The organism is Candidatus Bathyarchaeota archaeon, assembly GCA_029882535.1.
Taxonomy (GTDB): Archaea; Thermoproteota; Bathyarchaeia; order Bathyarchaeales; family SOJC01; genus JAOUKM01.
Window position 1 is genome coordinate 1 of the sequence record JAOUKM010000012.1, and the last position, 14,907, is coordinate 14,907.

Sequence of the window (14,907 nt, forward strand, 5' to 3'; positions counted from 1 at the left end):
TCTTTCCTACTCATCTACGCATATAATCTCGGTTTTAAAATTCCTTTTCCCCTCTTCGAAATCCCTAACGTAGCAGTTTTCTATCTTATATTCACCGCGATTGCTTCTCTTATGTCGCTACCTTTCGGAAAACTAGCAGACATAACAGGCAGAAAAGCAGTTTTGCTCACATCTTACGTTTTCTGGGGAGCATTATGCTGGGGATTCGTTTATGCCAATTCTCTAACAGCAATAGTACTCTTATTTGTTCTATATGGTTTACACAAAACAGCAGCAGAGCCTGTCCAAAGAGCCTTCGTTTCCGAGCTTGCACCTGAAAAATACCGAGCAAGCGTACTGGGTACTTACCAACTTGTTGTAGGACTATTTGCTTTACCCGCTTCTATAATTGCTGGAATTTTGTGGGCACATTTCGGAACGTATACCCCATTCTACTTTTCCTTCATCTTAACATTCCTAGCAACTCTTTTATTGCTATTTGTACGAGAAAAGGAGCAGAAGCCCTAATTCAGAAAGAATTTAAGAAATCCATAGCTGTATCCGAGTTTAAGGAGGTTATGACATTTTGAGCGGTTAAGAAGGCTATTCTTAGCTGAACTTGATAAGCCAAAAGATTGGAACAACTAACTGTCATGGACAAAAAACATGTACATACAATAGACGCGTCAGACTGTAAGTCCAGTGAACCTTTCGAGGTACAATTGAATGTTGAGGACTCGAAGACGTTGAGCACCCTAATGTACTTTCCCATTACACCAACTGGGTTAAACTTTACACTTGCAAACGTTACGTTGGAAAAGCTGAATTTGCCGACAGTTAGTAATGGCTATGAAGCAAAACTTAGGGTAACTTTAGAAGAATCGACGACACTGGGTGCAAGAGCATTCTGCAATCTTCCCAGCTTATGGAAGGAAAAGGGAAAAAGTCACGGTTGAATAGATGCCAAAATTTAAAATTCATTCTTTAACTAGTTGAAGAACAAAAACAATTCCAATTAGGAAACAGATGAAACCTAAAATTATCGCGTATATTTGAGGAATAACCTTACTTATCACGACTACAAAATATGTCGGTCCAACAAAACACAGTATTGCAGCCAAAACCGCGTACAACACTTGCTTAACTTCGTGTCTTACAAATCTGCTACTAGTTTTCGCCAAACAAATGTCCTCCATTCGGAAAACATACTTTTAACTTCACTATTAACCTTTTTCTTCTTTTTATATTCTACAGTGCTTGTTGAACCTCTTGCCCCAAAGCTTTCATCAATAACTTGAACACTGCAAATCCTGCATCTTTATCCGACCGTAACCCACTAGTCGCGCCCAAAAGACAAAAACCATTCCATCCCCGCTCTTTAGCTAGACCCAATAACAACCCAGTAGCGCCCATAATTCGACCTTGCCTATAGATTATGCCGCCTTTTTCCATAACTTCTGCAGCTAGCTCATTTGATGTGGTTGCTACATAGACGTCCTTTTTTTCACTCGAAACAGGGACACCACCAACAGTTACTACAAAATTGCAGCCTAGCTTCTGCACAAAATCTAAAACCTCCTCGCATATTTCATAATGAGCCAAGACATTATCCAATGGAGGCTGCGAATCTCCTGTCAAAACAACTACACTCAACTTATTTCCAGATGGAGGTGCATAAAATTCGTAACGCGGAGGACTGCAAATTCCATGATTACTAAGAACAACGTAGTCGGGGAAAAATGGGGAGTAGTATTCTGCGAACAGTTTCGCTTCACTGAACTTAATTAGCAGTTGTGCTGTAATTTTACCCACATTCCCAAACCCAGGCAGTCCCTCTATGAAGATGGGTCTGTCAAGTTTTGGATGAAATCTTTGATGGATATATGATTTTTTCAAATTTATGCACAGCTAAAAGAAGCATGATGGATGTTATAATGCTTTTCGCACGCAATGACACCTCAAAACATTTAAGGCATGCTATATCAAACTTGAAAGGGGAAGCGGGGTGGGGTAGCCAGGTTTAACCCGCTGGGCTCATAACCCAGAGATCCGTAGTTCAAATCTACGCCCCGCTACCAAAAACGTGCGTTCTTTGTGAGTGTGTGTTTGGTACAGTGACTAGACTATTCTATTAGGCTATTCTTAAGTTGCAGCTTACTTTTTGATGTCAGTTTTAGTTCGAATAAAAAGGAATGTTTGTAATTGAAACAGGATTTCCTATGGGGTGTGGTTAAAGTCGTAAGTAAAAGAACTTATCGCTAAATGTTTATTGCGCGCGTGTCTTTATGTAAGGTTTAATAGTTGTGGTGGTTATTGAGATGGAGGAAGCCGTGTGCTGCATGATTGTTGTTTTGAAGCTGGTCGTCGCATGTTTAGGGGGGTGTGTTGATGATGGAAATTGAAGTTGGGGATAGGGTGAAGATTCCTGCAGGTGGGAAGTTTCATCCGGAAGCGGGGCACTTCGGCAAGTGCGTGTGGATTAGCGAAGATGGAAAAACTTTGGCGATACTATGTGAAAGGAGTCACGAAGGCAAAAACACTGTTTTTATGGTGAAAGTCGATTCAAAGAAATGAGCGATATGCGCAAAGAATTGTCTCCACGATGCACGCACATTCTTTATTGATTTTGTCATGCTCATACGCGCGCCTGTTTGTGTCGGCTCCTTACACCATAACATTTAAGCCACATGCTTCATATGAACAAGCCATAACAACAACTGGTGTAAATACATGTCAAACAAAGAACAAATCGAAAACGAGGCATCTACTGAAAAAGTGGAAAGCGAAGAAGCTGCAAAGGAAAAAGAAGTTAAAAGCCGCAGAGCACCTCCCAAAGCAAGCAAAGACCAAAACACAGTCTACATTGGAAACAAACCTCCAATGAACTATGTCATGGCAGTCATCACAGCTTTCAATATGAGTGACACGGATAAAGTCATCCTGAAAGCGCGCGGCCGCGCTATAAGCACGGCCGTTGATGTTGCCGAAATCCTCCGCAACCGATTCTTCAAAGACGCCAAAGTCCACGCCATCTCCATCGGCACCGAACAAATCACACCCAGAGAAGGCGGAAACCCGAGAAACGTCTCAACAATGGAAATTACAATTAAAAAATAGAACCATTGGAGAAAACAGATCCGCCTATCCACTCTATTTTTGCAGAAACAACAGCTTCTACGCGCGCATTAAAAATTCAAGAGGCGCGTGTATTCCATTCTACTTTGCGAATTTAGCTGGATTTCTCTTAAACCTCTTCTTGTATTTAACGCTGCAGAAATAGAAAGTCTCTCCTTCGTAAATAATTTTGTATTCGGACTCTTATCGTCCAATGTGGCGCTGCAAACAGTGTCCCTAGGCATTACCCACACTTACCATAACGTAGGTGCGCAGTATACATTATCTGCTATTTTACTCTACGCTTCAAGAGTGAAGAGTCATTGTTAGTACATACGTACGTGCGCGCCTAATAGTTTCTCCGTGGGTAACCTAATTTGTATAGAATACATACATAATAATACTAAAAAGAGAAAAAATGGTTGGTGAACAAAGAACAGATGTTAGCTTGTGAGCTTAATATCTTCTTTGATTTCTTTGTGGTCTTCGCTTAGAATAACATTCTCGGCAGTATACTGGTCTACTTCCGTCAGGCTTGAAGGGAACTTCACATTCATTTCCACAATCAGCACAAACTGCCTTATGCATCTCTCTTTCGTTCATTCGCTATTTCAACTCCTATATTACTCAATGCAGAAAAACTAGTTCTTGCATGCATTCACTGCTTATACACAACACCCTATTAAACCTATGTGCAGCGTTTAAAACAACACTTTGTCTTCTTCGAAGAAAACTTTCTACTAGACAACAACTCTCCATCAGCATCCAATTCAGGATACTCCATATCCATCACCTATGAAACCAACGGAAAACCACACGTCAAAGTTCAAACGCAAGGAAACGTAGACAAAGCTGCCTTAAGAAGTGAGTTAAAGAAGAAGATCCAGACGCAAAGATCGAAGGATTAGCTGATGAACCATTGATAAAAGAGATATCAAATAAGACCTTGAAACCTGAGAAAAAACAAAAGAAGAAAAAATACTCTTCACAAGTCTAATACTGATTATGCAAACGACATTAAGAAATAAAAGCCAAGATCCCTAAACCATTATTCGAGTAGTGAAGAGATATGGGAAAGATTGTTCGTATAGGCATTACTTTTCCTTCTGAACTTCTTTCGGACTTTGACAAAGTTATTGAAGACATAGGGTACAAAAGCCGATCAAAAGCAATTCACGACACCGTTCGCACTTTTGTTAACGAACAGAAATGGCTTGCAGACGTGAAAGGAACAAGGGCTGGATCAATAACTATAATATACAACCATGAAACAAGAGAGTTAGAATCCGATCTAACAGACACCCAGCATCACTTCGAATCTATAATTTGTGCCACGATACACGTCCATTTAACCAAAGAAAAGTGCTTAGAAACAATAGCAGTAAAAGGAGAAGCTGAGAAAATAAAACAATTAGCCAAAAAGCTGAAAGCCAGAAAAGGAGTAGAAGAAGTTAGGCTGAACATCTTTTCGGTTTGATAAGAAAAATTGAGATCAAACTAGGCAGACCAAGTCTCAGTTGCATATGAAGTTACGATACTTTTAAAGCACAATTAACCTGAAGGATCAGTATGCACGAATGGGCTTTAGCAGAAGCAGTGATTTCCACAATTCTCAAAATAGCCGGAGAAGAAAGGCTAAAAGACATCGCTGAAGTAAACATCAAGATTGGCGAACTGCAACAAATAGATCAAGAGATATTCGAATTCGCTCTATCTCAACTCCAATCTCCCCTTCTCAAAAACGCGAAGTTCAATTTTGAAACTATAAAGGCTGAATTGAAATGCAAAGTTTGTGGGCGCCAATGGAGTTTTGACGCGGAAAACCTAGAAGAAGACGTATCAGAAGCAATCCACTTTATCCCCGAAATCGCCCACACATACATAAAATGTCCTAAATGCAGCAGCCCAGACTTTGAAATCCTAGTTGGACGCGGAGTTTGGTTGGAATCAATAAAAGGGGTGAAATAGCCATGGTTGATTCCAGACTAAACGTCATCAACAAAAGATTGGCAAAAATAGGAAAGATGATAGCAGTGTCAAGTGGCAAAGGGGGAGTAGGCAAAAGCTTGATCGCATCCACCTTGGCGCTTACACTTTCGAGAAGCGGCTTCAAAGTAGGTCTGCTGGACTTAGACTTCACCAGCCCATCTACCCACGTGATACTGGGAATTGAGGGATCATATCCTAAAGAGGAAAAAGGAATCATCCCACCCGTAGCTCACGGTTTAATGTACATGTCAATCATCTACTATTCCGGTGACGCGCCATCACCCTTGAGAGGCGTCGACATCTCTAATGCAATAATAGAGCTGCTGGCTATTACTCAGTGGGGCTCGCTGGATTTTCTTGTGATTGATATGCCTCCGGGCATCGGAGACGCGACATTGGACATGATAAGACTCGTTAAAGACATTAACTTCCTCGTTGTGACAACTTCATCTAAAGTGGTGTTTGAGACAGTTAGAAAATTGATGGAACTACTGAAAGACTTGAAGGTGTCCATCATTGGTATTATAGAGAACATGAAAATGACCGATTCGTCATTCATCCGCGAAAACGTTGAAAAGCACAACCTGTCCTTTCTGGGAGAAATAAAATTCGATCATAAGCTAGAGGACTCGATGGGAAACGTAAACAAATTATTAGAAACCAAGTTCGTAAAAAGCTTGGAGAGGATAGTCTCTCAGAAGCCTGAAATAAAATCTTAAAAAGACGACTAATTAGAAAACCCGCTCTAGCTGTCCCTCATCCAAGATTAAAGTTAATAAGCTCATCGTGTAAAGCATTGTGGATTTGCGTGTGGATACCATGTTCGAGTTTGGAAACCTTCGGTTTAGACCTACAGAAAAAGAAGATTTGAGATTGCTGCATGAGTGGGAAAACGATTTTGAACTAATAATGTACTCAAGAAGCAAGCCTATGAACTTTGTGAACATGGCGCAGTTAGAGAAACAATATGAAGAATGGGTGAAAGATGAGAAAAGCCTTCACCTTATCATTGAACTTGTTGATTCGAAAGAGGCTATTGGAATTGCTAAGCTGCGGCGAGGAGAATGGGGAAATGTGAAAACTGCAGATATTGGAACGTATATTGGCAAGAAGGAACTGTGGAGGAAAGGGTTAGGGCGACAAATTACAGTGGCTTTGTTAGAAATGTCCTTCAACCAATTGAATGCGGAACGGTGCGAGGCATGGAGCGTAGAATACAATCGTCGTGCTCATAAAGCTCTGGAAGCCTGTGGTTTCAAAAAAGGCGGAATAATGAGACAAGCTGCGTTCGTTAATGGACGAAAATGGGACGGCTTCCACTTTGATATACTGCGAGATGAGTACCTAAGTATACGAACAGACTTGCTAAAACGAACGTTGGAAGACAAATCAGAGGAATACCTTAAGAAACACTGCACCATCGAAGGATACTAGAAAAAAAGAGAGTTTAGAATTGTCTTTTTGCTGCTGCTTCCAAGGCAGCCACTCCAGGCAGTTTTTCGCCCATTAGAAACTCTATTAATGCTCCGCCAGCAGTGCTTACGTAGCCCATTTTCTTTTCAAGCCCTAATTGTTCAACTGCCGCCACTGTGTGGCCTCCTCCAACAAGAGAGAATGCTTTTGACTCCGCTGTGGCCTCTAGGATCTCTTTAGTTCCTTTCATGAATTCTTCCTTTTCAAAGACTCCCACAGGTCCGCTGATCACGATGGATCTGGCTTTTCGTATTATTTCACTGTAGTGTTGGATAGTTTTTGTTCCGATATCATAGATTGGATAGTTTGTCGGAAGTTCTTCTACAGCTATTTCTTTCCGTTTATCGTCTACATCTACAGCTAGGTCGTAAGGTGTCTTAATTTGGTTCGGATAGCTCTTTACAAATTCCTTGATGCCTGAAACGAACCTCATCAACTTCTTCTTCTCCAGAAACTCTATGTTTGGTTTTCCAAGGTCCACGCCCTTTGCAACTAGGAACAAATGACCTGCCACGCCACCTGTCAAAACGTCGTCAGCGATGTTGTTGTCCAACACATGCTTCGAAATTTTTAGAGCATCGTCTGCTTTTGCGCCACCTATAATGTAGACGCAAGGCTTTTCTGGCAATTCAAGGGCTTTGCTTAAGGCGTTGAGTTCTCTCTCCATAATACGACCCGCAACACTCGGCAATACTTCTGTGAAGCCTACGATGGAGACATGGGCGCGGTGAGCTGCCGCGAAAGCATCGTTAACGAACACGTCAGCTAGAGGCGTTAGTGATTTAACAAAATCTGTTTTTGCGTGTTCTTCTGGTGTTCCTTTCTTTCGTTCTTCGGGGTATGTTCTAACGTTTTCTAGAACCAGAATTTCCCCACTTTTCAAGTCTTTAATGGCTCTCTTTGCTTTTTCTCCAAAGAGGTCATCCACATACTTGACGGTTTTGTTTAGCATTTTGCCTAAAATCTTTGCATGCTGCTCAAGTGAGATGAAGTCGGGTTCTCCCGGTCTTCCCTGATGTGCCAGCACCACCACTTTTGCGCCTTCCTCGGCAAGTTCCTTAATTGTTGTTTCTCCACTGAATCTGATTCTTACGTCTTCAAGAATTTTCTTTGATTGAGGGTCAATTGGAGAGTTAAAGTCCACCCTTACCAGAGCGGTTTTATTTATGAAATCGAAATCATTCATAGTTAAGATTTTTTTCATCTTTTTTACCAACCAAAAAAAAGAGGGCGAATGCCTCCAAGGACATTTTAGGAAAGTATTTTGGATTTTGTTCAGAGGCAGGCTTTCTTGCCTATGAGTTCCACGAGTTCACTCATGCGGCAGGAGAAGCCCCATTCATTGTCGTACCAGGCAAGCACCTTTGCCAGGTTACCGCCAACTACCATCGTGGATGGCCCATCGATCGTTGCAGAGTATGGATTGTGGTTAAAATCAACTGAAACAAGCTGTTCTTCTGTATAGTCCATTATTCCCTTGAGCGGTCCTTCAGCAGCTGCCTTGAATGCAGCGTTGATTTCCTCTGCTGTTGTTTCCTTTTCTAGCAACACCGTAAGGTCAACTATTGAGACATTTGGCACTGGAACTCTTAAAGCAAGACCATTCATTCTTCCTGAAAGTTCTGGAAGTACGACTGTAGCAGCTAAAGCAGCGCCCGTTGTTGTAGGTATGATTGATACTGCTCCTGCTCTGCCTCTGCGGAGTTTTCTATGGACCAGATCTTGGATTCTTTGGTCGTTTGTATATGCATGGGCAGTTGTCATGAGTGCCTTCTTTAGGCCGAAGTTGTCGTTCAATACTTTGGCAACTGGAGAGACGCAGTTTGTTGTGCACGAAGCATTTGAGATAATGTTGTGGTTTGCATGGTCGTATTTTTCGTGGTTTACGCCTAACACTAAGGTAATGTCAGGGTTTTTGGCGGGTGCGGAAATTAAGACTTTCGTGGCGCCTGCTTGCAAGTGCAGTGAAGCTTTTTCTCTGTCTGTGAATAAGCCGGTTGATTCGACTGCCAAGTAAACGCTTAGATTCTTCCAGGGTAATTTACCTGGATCTCTTTCTGAGAGTACTTTTATCGGTTTGCCGTCTACAACTATCTTATCCGCTTCAACCTTTACGTCAAATGGGGGGTGCCCATGCACTGAGTCATTTTTGAGGAGGTATGCTAGGGTTTCTGGGGGGGCGAGGTCGTTTACTGCTACGAAGTCTATGTTGGCTTTTCTTTCCGTGGCAGCTCTGAAGAGTAAGCGTCCAATTCTGCCAAATCCGTTTATAGCTACTTTTATTGCCATTCTAGATCACCATTGTTTCATAGTTTTGCATTATTGTAAATACACTTTCCATATTAATTTTCCTACAGTTTATAAGATTCTTCAGGAAAGGAGAAGGAAATTGTGTTTTTAGCGGAGTTTCCTCAGTGCCACTTCTGCGGCTAAGACCATGGGATCCCATGTTTCGTTCAATGGCGGTGCATAGGCTGTGTCTGCTTTAGCTAGCTCTCGGATAGTCATCTGTTTTTGTATGGCGAAGGATAGTGCATTTATGCGTTGAGTGACTTCTTCTCCAGCTATAATTTGGCCTCCGATGATTCGTTGGGATTCTTTTTCGACAATCAGTTTCACTTTTACTGGCTTAGCGCCGGGATAATAGTCTGCTCTTGTTTTCGAAGTGATTGTTCCAGCGACGGTTTCTATTCCGTCTCTTCTTGCGAAGAATTCTGTTAGACCCGTGGCACCTATTTGTGTGTCGAAGAATTGTGTTACTGCTGAGCCGAGAACTCCTGTGAATAATGCGTAGCTTCCTGCAGCGTTGATTCCTGCAACTTTTGCATGTCTCACTGCTACTGTACCCAGTTGAGGGCATGCCGGTTTTTTGGTGATTATGTTGATGCTTTCAGCGCAGTCGCCTGCAGCGTAAATGTCCTTGATGTTTGTTTCCATTCTTGCATTTGTTTTTATGGTTCTTGTTTCACCTGTGGCTATGCCTGCTTTTGTTGCGAGTTCTGTGTTAGCTCTGACTCCTGTTGCCACTACTACGATATCAGCTGGGAATTGTTCACCTGCAACTGAAACAGCTGCCGTTGTTTCTGCTCCGAGAATTTCGTCAACGCCTTTTCCTACGATTATCCTTAATCCTTTTTGTTCAAGCATTTCGTGGACAAGCTTCGCCATGTCCTTGTCCAGCATAACAGGCAGGACTTGGGGTAAGAGCTCTATTACTGTCGTGTTTAATCCTCTTTCCTTCAAAGCCACAGCTGTCTCTAAGCCGATTAGTCCGGCGCCGATGATGGCGGCGTTTCTTGCTCCATTTCTGATTGCTTGGTCAATTTGTAGGCCATCTTCTATTGTGCGGAGAGAGTACACGCCTTGCTTTTCTCTGCCTTTTATTGGGGGGATGAAGGAGTAAGCGCCTGTGGCGAGGATTAAGCTGTCGTAGGGTATAGTTTCTGTGTTGCCAGTTTTGTCGGTTATGTCGATTGTTTTGTTTGTGGGATTTATGTTTGTGGCTGTTGTTTCTGTTTTTAGGTTTAGCTTCATCATTTGGTAGAAGTTTGGGGGAAAAACTATGAGATCGCTGAAGTTTGGTATGTGGCCGCCGATGACAAAGGGTAAGCCACAGCGAGAGTATCCGCTATGTCTTTCTTTATTTATGAGTGTGATTTCGGCAGTGCGGTCAGTTTTTCTGGCAACTGAGGCTGCGTCAACGCCAGTAGCATTAGCGCCGATAATAACTATTTTTCGAGTCATTGTCTCGGCCTTCTTTTAGAGACTTTTGTGCCACTCTACTGCTTGGGTGTGGTTCATTATGTTTTTTAGTTCATCCATGTTGCTGGGGGCTATTACGAGTAGCCAGCCTTTGTTGTAGGGTGCTTGGTTGAGGAGTTCTGGGCTGTTTTGGACTTCGGTGTTTACTTGTTCGATTGTGCCACTTAGGGGTGCTATGAGGTCTGAGACTGCTTTGACGGATTCTACTGTGCCGTATGGTTCGTTTTGGATTATTGTTTCGCCTTCTGTGGGTAGTTCTGCGTAGACGATTTCGCGTAGTTGTTTTTGGGCATGGTCTGTTATACCTATGCGGGCTTTGTCGCCTTCGATTTTTACCCATTCGTATTCCTTTGTGTAGTATAATCCTTCGGGGACTTCGACGTCGTTTACTTTTACCATGTTTGGTTTCACCTTTTTGTGTAGTGAGATTATTTTAGGGATATTGAGTTTTAAAAGATTGTCTATGTGTAGCATGTGAGATTCTAGATTTTGGGATTTTATTTTGGTTGAGATGTGTTTGATAGATGCGTTTTTGGCGTATTTTTATTTGAAACACAAAATTGTTAAGCTGCTAATTGCATATATTTTTATTGTGTAGGCTTTGTGTCGTTTTCTTTTGTGGGTGATGTGTGTTGCTGTACTGGTTTTGTTAGTGTTTTCTTTTTTGGTGTCTTTGCCTTTGTTTGGCTATAGTTCTGCCGGGTTTGAGGAAGTCACTGCTTCAAACGTTGTCAGGGTGCCGCAAGACTACCCCACGATTTAAGGAGCCATAAAAGCGGCAACTACGGGTGACACTGTTCTGGTTTCGCCGGGAATATACGAGGAAAATGTGCGAGTGAACAAGATATTTTCGCTGGTTGGAGAATATGTTAAAACGACGATTATTGATGGAGGCGGACACATGGGCAATGTGGTTTCGATAGTTGCAGACAATGTTAGTCTGAGCGGCTTCACCGTTCGAAATAGTACAGGTAGCGGCATTGATCTAGTGGCAATGGGCTGTACAGTCAGTGGCAACGTTGCTATGAAATGCTATTCTGGCATAGGCTTAGACCATTCTATTGGAACAGCATCATTGACAATGTTATAACAAACAACTCCTGTATTGGGATGTTTTTTGGCTTCTTCAAACCACAACGCCATTGAAGATAACATGGTGGCGTTTAACTACCTTTGGGGCATGGGTTTCTCTGGTTCCAGATTTAACACCGTAACAGGCAATACTATAAAGTATACTTTTAGTCCCTTTTGGACAGGGGCAGGCTTTGAGTTATATGGTGATACTGAAGATAACATCATCTACCACAACAACTTCTTATACAACCGCCCAATGAACGCGTGGGATGATGGACAAAACATTTGGGATAACGGTTGTGAAGGCAACTATTGGTGGGAGTATACTGGAGAAGACGTGACGGAGACGGAGTCGGCGACACTCCATATGGTGGCGAATGTACGGGATTGTTCGTGGAAGATGACTATCCCTTAATGAACCCCTATTGGAACTCTGGAGACGTTAACCATGATATAAAGATTGACCTTTACGACGTTGTTTTGGCATGTGACGCTTACGGCTCTAAACCTGGAGACGATAACTGGAATCCCCACTGCGACATAAAAAAGCCCTATGGAGCCATCAACATATTCGATGTAGTAAGAATATGTGCAAGCTATGGGAAGGAATTTGAAGACCCATAGCAATAGGTGGAAAAAATGCTATTTAGAGACTAATAGAAGCGTATTGTAAATTGTCTACTCTAGGCGACGGATCTACAAAGACAGAGAAGATATAGCTTTCACAAAGCTTTAGAAACTGCAACTAATTTTTATTTAACCTTAGGAGCAGATCGAGCTTTGAAAAGTGCAGAGCCTTCAAAAATCCTAATCACTACTTCGCGTAATCCAACACAGATGATGAGAACGTTTTGTAATGACCTTGCGCGTTCAATACCCAGGTCTATGAGAATCAACCGTGGCAAATCGAGTTTAGACACTCTCGCTGAGAAAGCGTTGGAACATGAAGCTGAAAAGGTTATAATCTGTGATCGCTGGAAAGGCGGCTTAGGAAAACTTCACCTTTTTGAATTAGGTAGTAGTGGTTTGGTTCAGTTCTATCCGCTGATGTGCGTGAGAAAAGTGAAACTTCAAAAAACATTTGGATATGTACGAAGCAAAGCAGCTAAATCCTTAATTCTTCAAACCGAGAGTGGAATTTCTTTCGAAGCTCGCAAGCTTGCTGACATTCTTTCTCACTTCTTCAACATCCCAAAACTAACCAGTGATGAAACACTCTCTCCAAACACACAAGCAGCAATGGATATTTCACTTAACGCTGCACGTCGCATCCAAATCACATTCTTACAGACACCGCGAAAAATCGAAATCGGCCCACGAATAACAATATCCTATTTAACTTGGAGGCCACGGAAATGAAGAGAAACACAGTAATCCATCTCGAACTTCCTTCAGAGAAGTTGTTGAAAGTCTTGTTGAAGGCTCTGCTGCCTGAGACAAAAAAACCAACAACATCTAGGTCGAAAGTCTCTGTTGAAGGCGAAGGCAAGAAACTTACTATACGAATCGAGGCTAAAGACACTTCAGCCCTCAGAGCAACACTAAATTCCTACCTTCGATGGGTTGCCCTCGTGAAAGATACATATGAGGTGGCTGTCAGTCTTGAAAAGACAAGCCATCTGTGAAAACACTTAATTAACACGAGACTATATTGCTGAAAAAAGAGCTACACACAACGTTTTGAGGAATAAAAATGAGCGACATATCACAGCTTCCACCTAAAGTTCAAGAACGGCTACTTCAACTACAACAGCTTCAACGCAACCTTCAAACGATCTTAGCCCAGAAACAGCAGGTGGAATTAGAATTAACCGAGACAGGACAAGCTTTAACAGAATTAGGAAACCTAACTAAAAATGCTGTAATCTACAAGTCTATCGGTTCACTTCTCGTAAAATCTCGGAAAAACAAGGTTGAAGCAGAACTAAAAGAACGCAAAGAACTTCTCGACACACGTACAGAAGTGCTAGGTAAACAAGCAGAGAGGCTACGCAATCAACTCAACCAATTACAAGCAAAGCTTAAACGTGACCTAAGCTCTGGTCCCTCAAGCCCCATAATACCTTAGCTTTCCGGTGAAATTGTTGGAAAGGATAGGCATACCAGAGCTTACAGAAGACCAAATGCAGACATTATCAGAAATTGCGGAAAAAGCTGCCAGAGATTATGTTCTATCGAAGGTTCCTCAACGAAAAATCTCGGCGCTGGGCATCACTGTCGAAACCGTTGGCTCCAAACCTGTCACAGTCTCAGTTGACGTTGATCTCGTTTTGTCTCCTTTAATGAAACCATATAATGTGGAAAAACTTGCTAATGAAGCTACAGAAAAGGCCTTTGAAGCAATAGAACAATGTTTAAGGGAGCTAAGTTGCAAATCCAAGATATAACTGCTCTTCTAGACCAGGTTAATGCTAAGCTTGTCGTTTTGTTATGTCATCATAATGCAGATCCAGATGCAATTGGAGCTGCCTTTGCTTTTTCCTGCTTGCTAGAGCGTCTTCGTCCCCGTTTACGAACTGAAATTACAGCAGCAGAAGGTCCCAGCCGCCTATCGAAACATTTGCTGACTGCCTTGCCAATAAAACTAACGCCAAACCCCCAGATTGAAGAAGCTGATGCAATTGTATTATTGGATACAAATACCATTCAACAGTTGGGCGATTGGGCAGAGAGAGTTAAAGCTTCCAATTCTCCAATCATCGTAATTGATCATCACGCCAGTCACCCAGAAACAGAGCGCTTAGCAACTCTTTCTGTTTCAGATGAAAACGCATCATCCACTTGCGAAATTATCTACAGGTTTTTCATGAACATGAACGTTCGATTCACGGAGAACGAAGCCAAATCGCTTTTTTTAGGCATAGCCTTTGATACACGCCATTTTATTTTGGCAAACTCAACAACCCTCAAAATCGTTGCCGATTTGATTGATGCTGGCGTAAATGCACGGGAAGCTTTGAGTCTCCTCTCTTTGCCAATGGACGAATCTGAGCGTATAGCGCGGTTGAAGGCGTCAAAGAGGGTCAAACTTCTTAAAATCGGAAGATGGATTGTCGCTTTTTCACATGTCAGCGCCTATCAAGCCTCTGCTGCCAGAGCTTTAATTTCATTAGGCGCCCACATAGCCATTGTAGCAGGTCAGAAAGACGAAAAACTGAAGATTAGCATACGAGCTTCTCAGCAATTTTATCGTGCAGCTGGCGTGCATCTTGGCCGTGACTTGGCAAGGCCGTTAGGTGAGTATCTTCAAGGTATGGGTGGTGGTCACGCGGTTGCTGCGGGGGTTAATGGAGTTGGGGATTTGAAGGCGTGTTTTAAACGCTGTGTTAGATTGCTGAAAGATAAACTAAAAAACGCTTGACTGCACGGGCACTATTGAAACTGAAAAACAATTGGCGAGCACAGAGAATCTGAATTTATGAATATTCTAAATACGCAAATTATAGGGCAAACAAGAAACAAAATGTGGTTGTGATAAAATGGCTGAAGAAAAAAGGTACACAGCGCAAGAATCTC

21 protein-coding genes, 1 tRNA gene and 1 pseudogene are annotated in these 14,907 nt (G+C 42.2%); 17 read left to right on the plus strand and 6 right to left on the minus strand.

All coding sequences use genetic code 11. The features are described from left to right. Positions 1 to 507, plus strand: a 507-nt coding sequence (locus OEX01_04590; GenBank protein ID MDH5448264.1) for an MFS transporter, incomplete at its 5' end; no start/stop codon positions are given. A gap of 125 nt (positions 508 to 632) precedes the next feature. Beyond that, positions 633 to 935: a class II SORL domain-containing protein gene (locus tag OEX01_04595; protein MDH5448265.1), complete on the plus strand. Its 303-nt coding sequence runs from the start codon at positions 633 to 635 to the stop codon at positions 933 to 935. A 21-nt stretch (positions 936 to 956) separates the two neighbouring features. Here OEX01_04595 and OEX01_04600 read toward each other — a convergent pair whose 3' ends face one another. Beyond that, entirely contained in the window at positions 957 to 1,160 is a 204-nt protein-coding gene (locus OEX01_04600; GenBank protein ID MDH5448266.1) for a hypothetical protein, read from the minus strand. Between the two features lie 67 nt (positions 1,161 to 1,227). Continuing rightward, positions 1,228 to 1,875: a PAC2 family protein gene (locus tag OEX01_04605; GenBank protein ID MDH5448267.1), complete on the minus strand. Its 648-nt coding sequence runs from the start codon at positions 1,873 to 1,875 to the stop codon at positions 1,228 to 1,230. A gap of 103 nt (positions 1,876 to 1,978) precedes the next feature. Between OEX01_04605 and OEX01_04610 the strand changes: the two genes are divergently transcribed. The 7 genes and pseudogenes from OEX01_04610 (at position 1,979) to OEX01_04640 (ending at position 6,516) form a co-directional block, all read left to right on the plus strand. After that, a tRNA-Met gene (locus tag OEX01_04610) sits at positions 1,979 to 2,057 on the plus strand. Between the two features lie 310 nt (positions 2,058 to 2,367). Next, positions 2,368 to 2,553: a hypothetical protein gene (locus tag OEX01_04615; protein MDH5448268.1), complete on the plus strand. Its 186-nt coding sequence runs from the start codon at positions 2,368 to 2,370 to the stop codon at positions 2,551 to 2,553. 270 nt (positions 2,554 to 2,823) lie between these two features. After that, positions 2,824 to 3,096: pseudogene (gene albA, locus OEX01_04620) on the plus strand (DNA-binding protein Alba). A gap of 1,066 nt (positions 3,097 to 4,162) precedes the next feature. Beyond that, entirely contained in the window at positions 4,163 to 4,570 is a 408-nt protein-coding gene (nikR, locus tag OEX01_04625) for a nickel-responsive transcriptional regulator NikR (GenBank protein MDH5448269.1), read from the plus strand. 92 nt (positions 4,571 to 4,662) lie between these two features. Next, positions 4,663 to 5,061, plus strand: a complete 399-nt coding sequence (gene hypA / locus OEX01_04630) for a hydrogenase nickel incorporation protein HypA (protein ID MDH5448270.1) — start codon at positions 4,663 to 4,665, stop codon at positions 5,059 to 5,061. Between the two features lie 2 nt (positions 5,062 to 5,063). After that, entirely contained in the window at positions 5,064 to 5,801 is a 738-nt protein-coding gene (locus tag OEX01_04635; GenBank protein MDH5448271.1) for an Mrp/NBP35 family ATP-binding protein, read from the plus strand. A gap of 100 nt (positions 5,802 to 5,901) precedes the next feature. Beyond that, positions 5,902 to 6,516, plus strand: a complete 615-nt coding sequence (locus OEX01_04640) for a GNAT family N-acetyltransferase (GenBank protein MDH5448272.1) — start codon at positions 5,902 to 5,904, stop codon at positions 6,514 to 6,516. A 13-nt stretch (positions 6,517 to 6,529) separates the two neighbouring features. On the opposite strand, the gene OEX01_04645 is transcribed toward OEX01_04640, so the two are convergent. From OEX01_04645 to gcvH, 4 genes are all read right to left on the minus strand, one after another. Continuing rightward, positions 6,530 to 7,741, minus strand: a complete 1,212-nt coding sequence (locus OEX01_04645) for a phosphoglycerate kinase (protein MDH5448273.1) — start codon at positions 7,739 to 7,741, stop codon at positions 6,530 to 6,532. Positions 7,742 to 7,830: 89 nt separating this feature from the next. After that, entirely contained in the window at positions 7,831 to 8,844 is a 1,014-nt protein-coding gene (gap, locus tag OEX01_04650) for a type I glyceraldehyde-3-phosphate dehydrogenase (GenBank protein ID MDH5448274.1), read from the minus strand. A gap of 108 nt (positions 8,845 to 8,952) precedes the next feature. Beyond that, positions 8,953 to 10,299 carry an FAD-dependent oxidoreductase gene (locus OEX01_04655; protein MDH5448275.1) on the minus strand — a complete coding sequence of 449 codons (1,347 nt, stop codon included), beginning with the start codon at positions 10,297 to 10,299 and terminating at the stop codon, positions 8,953 to 8,955. A 15-nt stretch (positions 10,300 to 10,314) separates the two neighbouring features. Further along, the gene (gcvH, locus tag OEX01_04660; protein ID MDH5448276.1) at positions 10,315 to 10,716 is read right to left on the minus strand and encodes a glycine cleavage system protein GcvH; all 402 of its coding nucleotides are present in this window, start codon (positions 10,714 to 10,716) and stop codon (positions 10,315 to 10,317) included. Positions 10,717 to 11,152: 436 nt separating this feature from the next. Between gcvH and OEX01_04665 the strand changes: the two genes are divergently transcribed. The 8 genes from OEX01_04665 (at position 11,153) to OEX01_04700 (ending at position 14,752) form a co-directional block, all read left to right on the plus strand. Continuing rightward, the gene (locus tag OEX01_04665; GenBank protein MDH5448277.1) at positions 11,153 to 11,407 is read left to right on the plus strand and encodes a hypothetical protein; all 255 of its coding nucleotides are present in this window, start codon (positions 11,153 to 11,155) and stop codon (positions 11,405 to 11,407) included. A gap of 27 nt (positions 11,408 to 11,434) precedes the next feature. Continuing rightward, the gene (locus tag OEX01_04670) at positions 11,435 to 11,806 is read left to right on the plus strand and encodes a hypothetical protein (protein ID MDH5448278.1); all 372 of its coding nucleotides are present in this window, start codon (positions 11,435 to 11,437) and stop codon (positions 11,804 to 11,806) included. Then, complete coding sequence (locus tag OEX01_04675; protein ID MDH5448279.1) at positions 11,779 to 12,015, plus strand: hypothetical protein; 237 nt, start codon at positions 11,779 to 11,781, stop codon at positions 12,013 to 12,015. The genes OEX01_04670 and OEX01_04675 overlap by 28 nt, the downstream gene beginning before the upstream one ends. A gap of 156 nt (positions 12,016 to 12,171) precedes the next feature. Further along, entirely contained in the window at positions 12,172 to 12,750 is a 579-nt protein-coding gene (locus tag OEX01_04680) for a hypothetical protein (protein MDH5448280.1), read from the plus strand. After that, complete coding sequence (locus OEX01_04685) at positions 12,747 to 13,016, plus strand: KEOPS complex subunit Pcc1 (GenBank protein MDH5448281.1); 270 nt, start codon at positions 12,747 to 12,749, stop codon at positions 13,014 to 13,016. Before OEX01_04680 ends, OEX01_04685 begins: the two co-directional genes overlap by 4 nt. A 68-nt stretch (positions 13,017 to 13,084) precedes the next feature. Beyond that, positions 13,085 to 13,459, plus strand: a complete 375-nt coding sequence (locus OEX01_04690; GenBank protein MDH5448282.1) for a prefoldin subunit beta — start codon at positions 13,085 to 13,087, stop codon at positions 13,457 to 13,459. Positions 13,460 to 13,466: 7 nt separating this feature from the next. Next, a complete protein-coding gene (locus tag OEX01_04695; GenBank protein MDH5448283.1) occupies positions 13,467 to 13,778 on the plus strand; it encodes a DUF3194 domain-containing protein in 312 nt (103 codons plus the stop codon). Then, complete coding sequence (locus OEX01_04700) at positions 13,760 to 14,752, plus strand: DHH family phosphoesterase (GenBank protein ID MDH5448284.1); 993 nt, start codon at positions 13,760 to 13,762, stop codon at positions 14,750 to 14,752. The genes OEX01_04695 and OEX01_04700 overlap by 19 nt, the downstream gene beginning before the upstream one ends. Positions 14,753 to 14,907 lie beyond the last annotated feature (155 nt).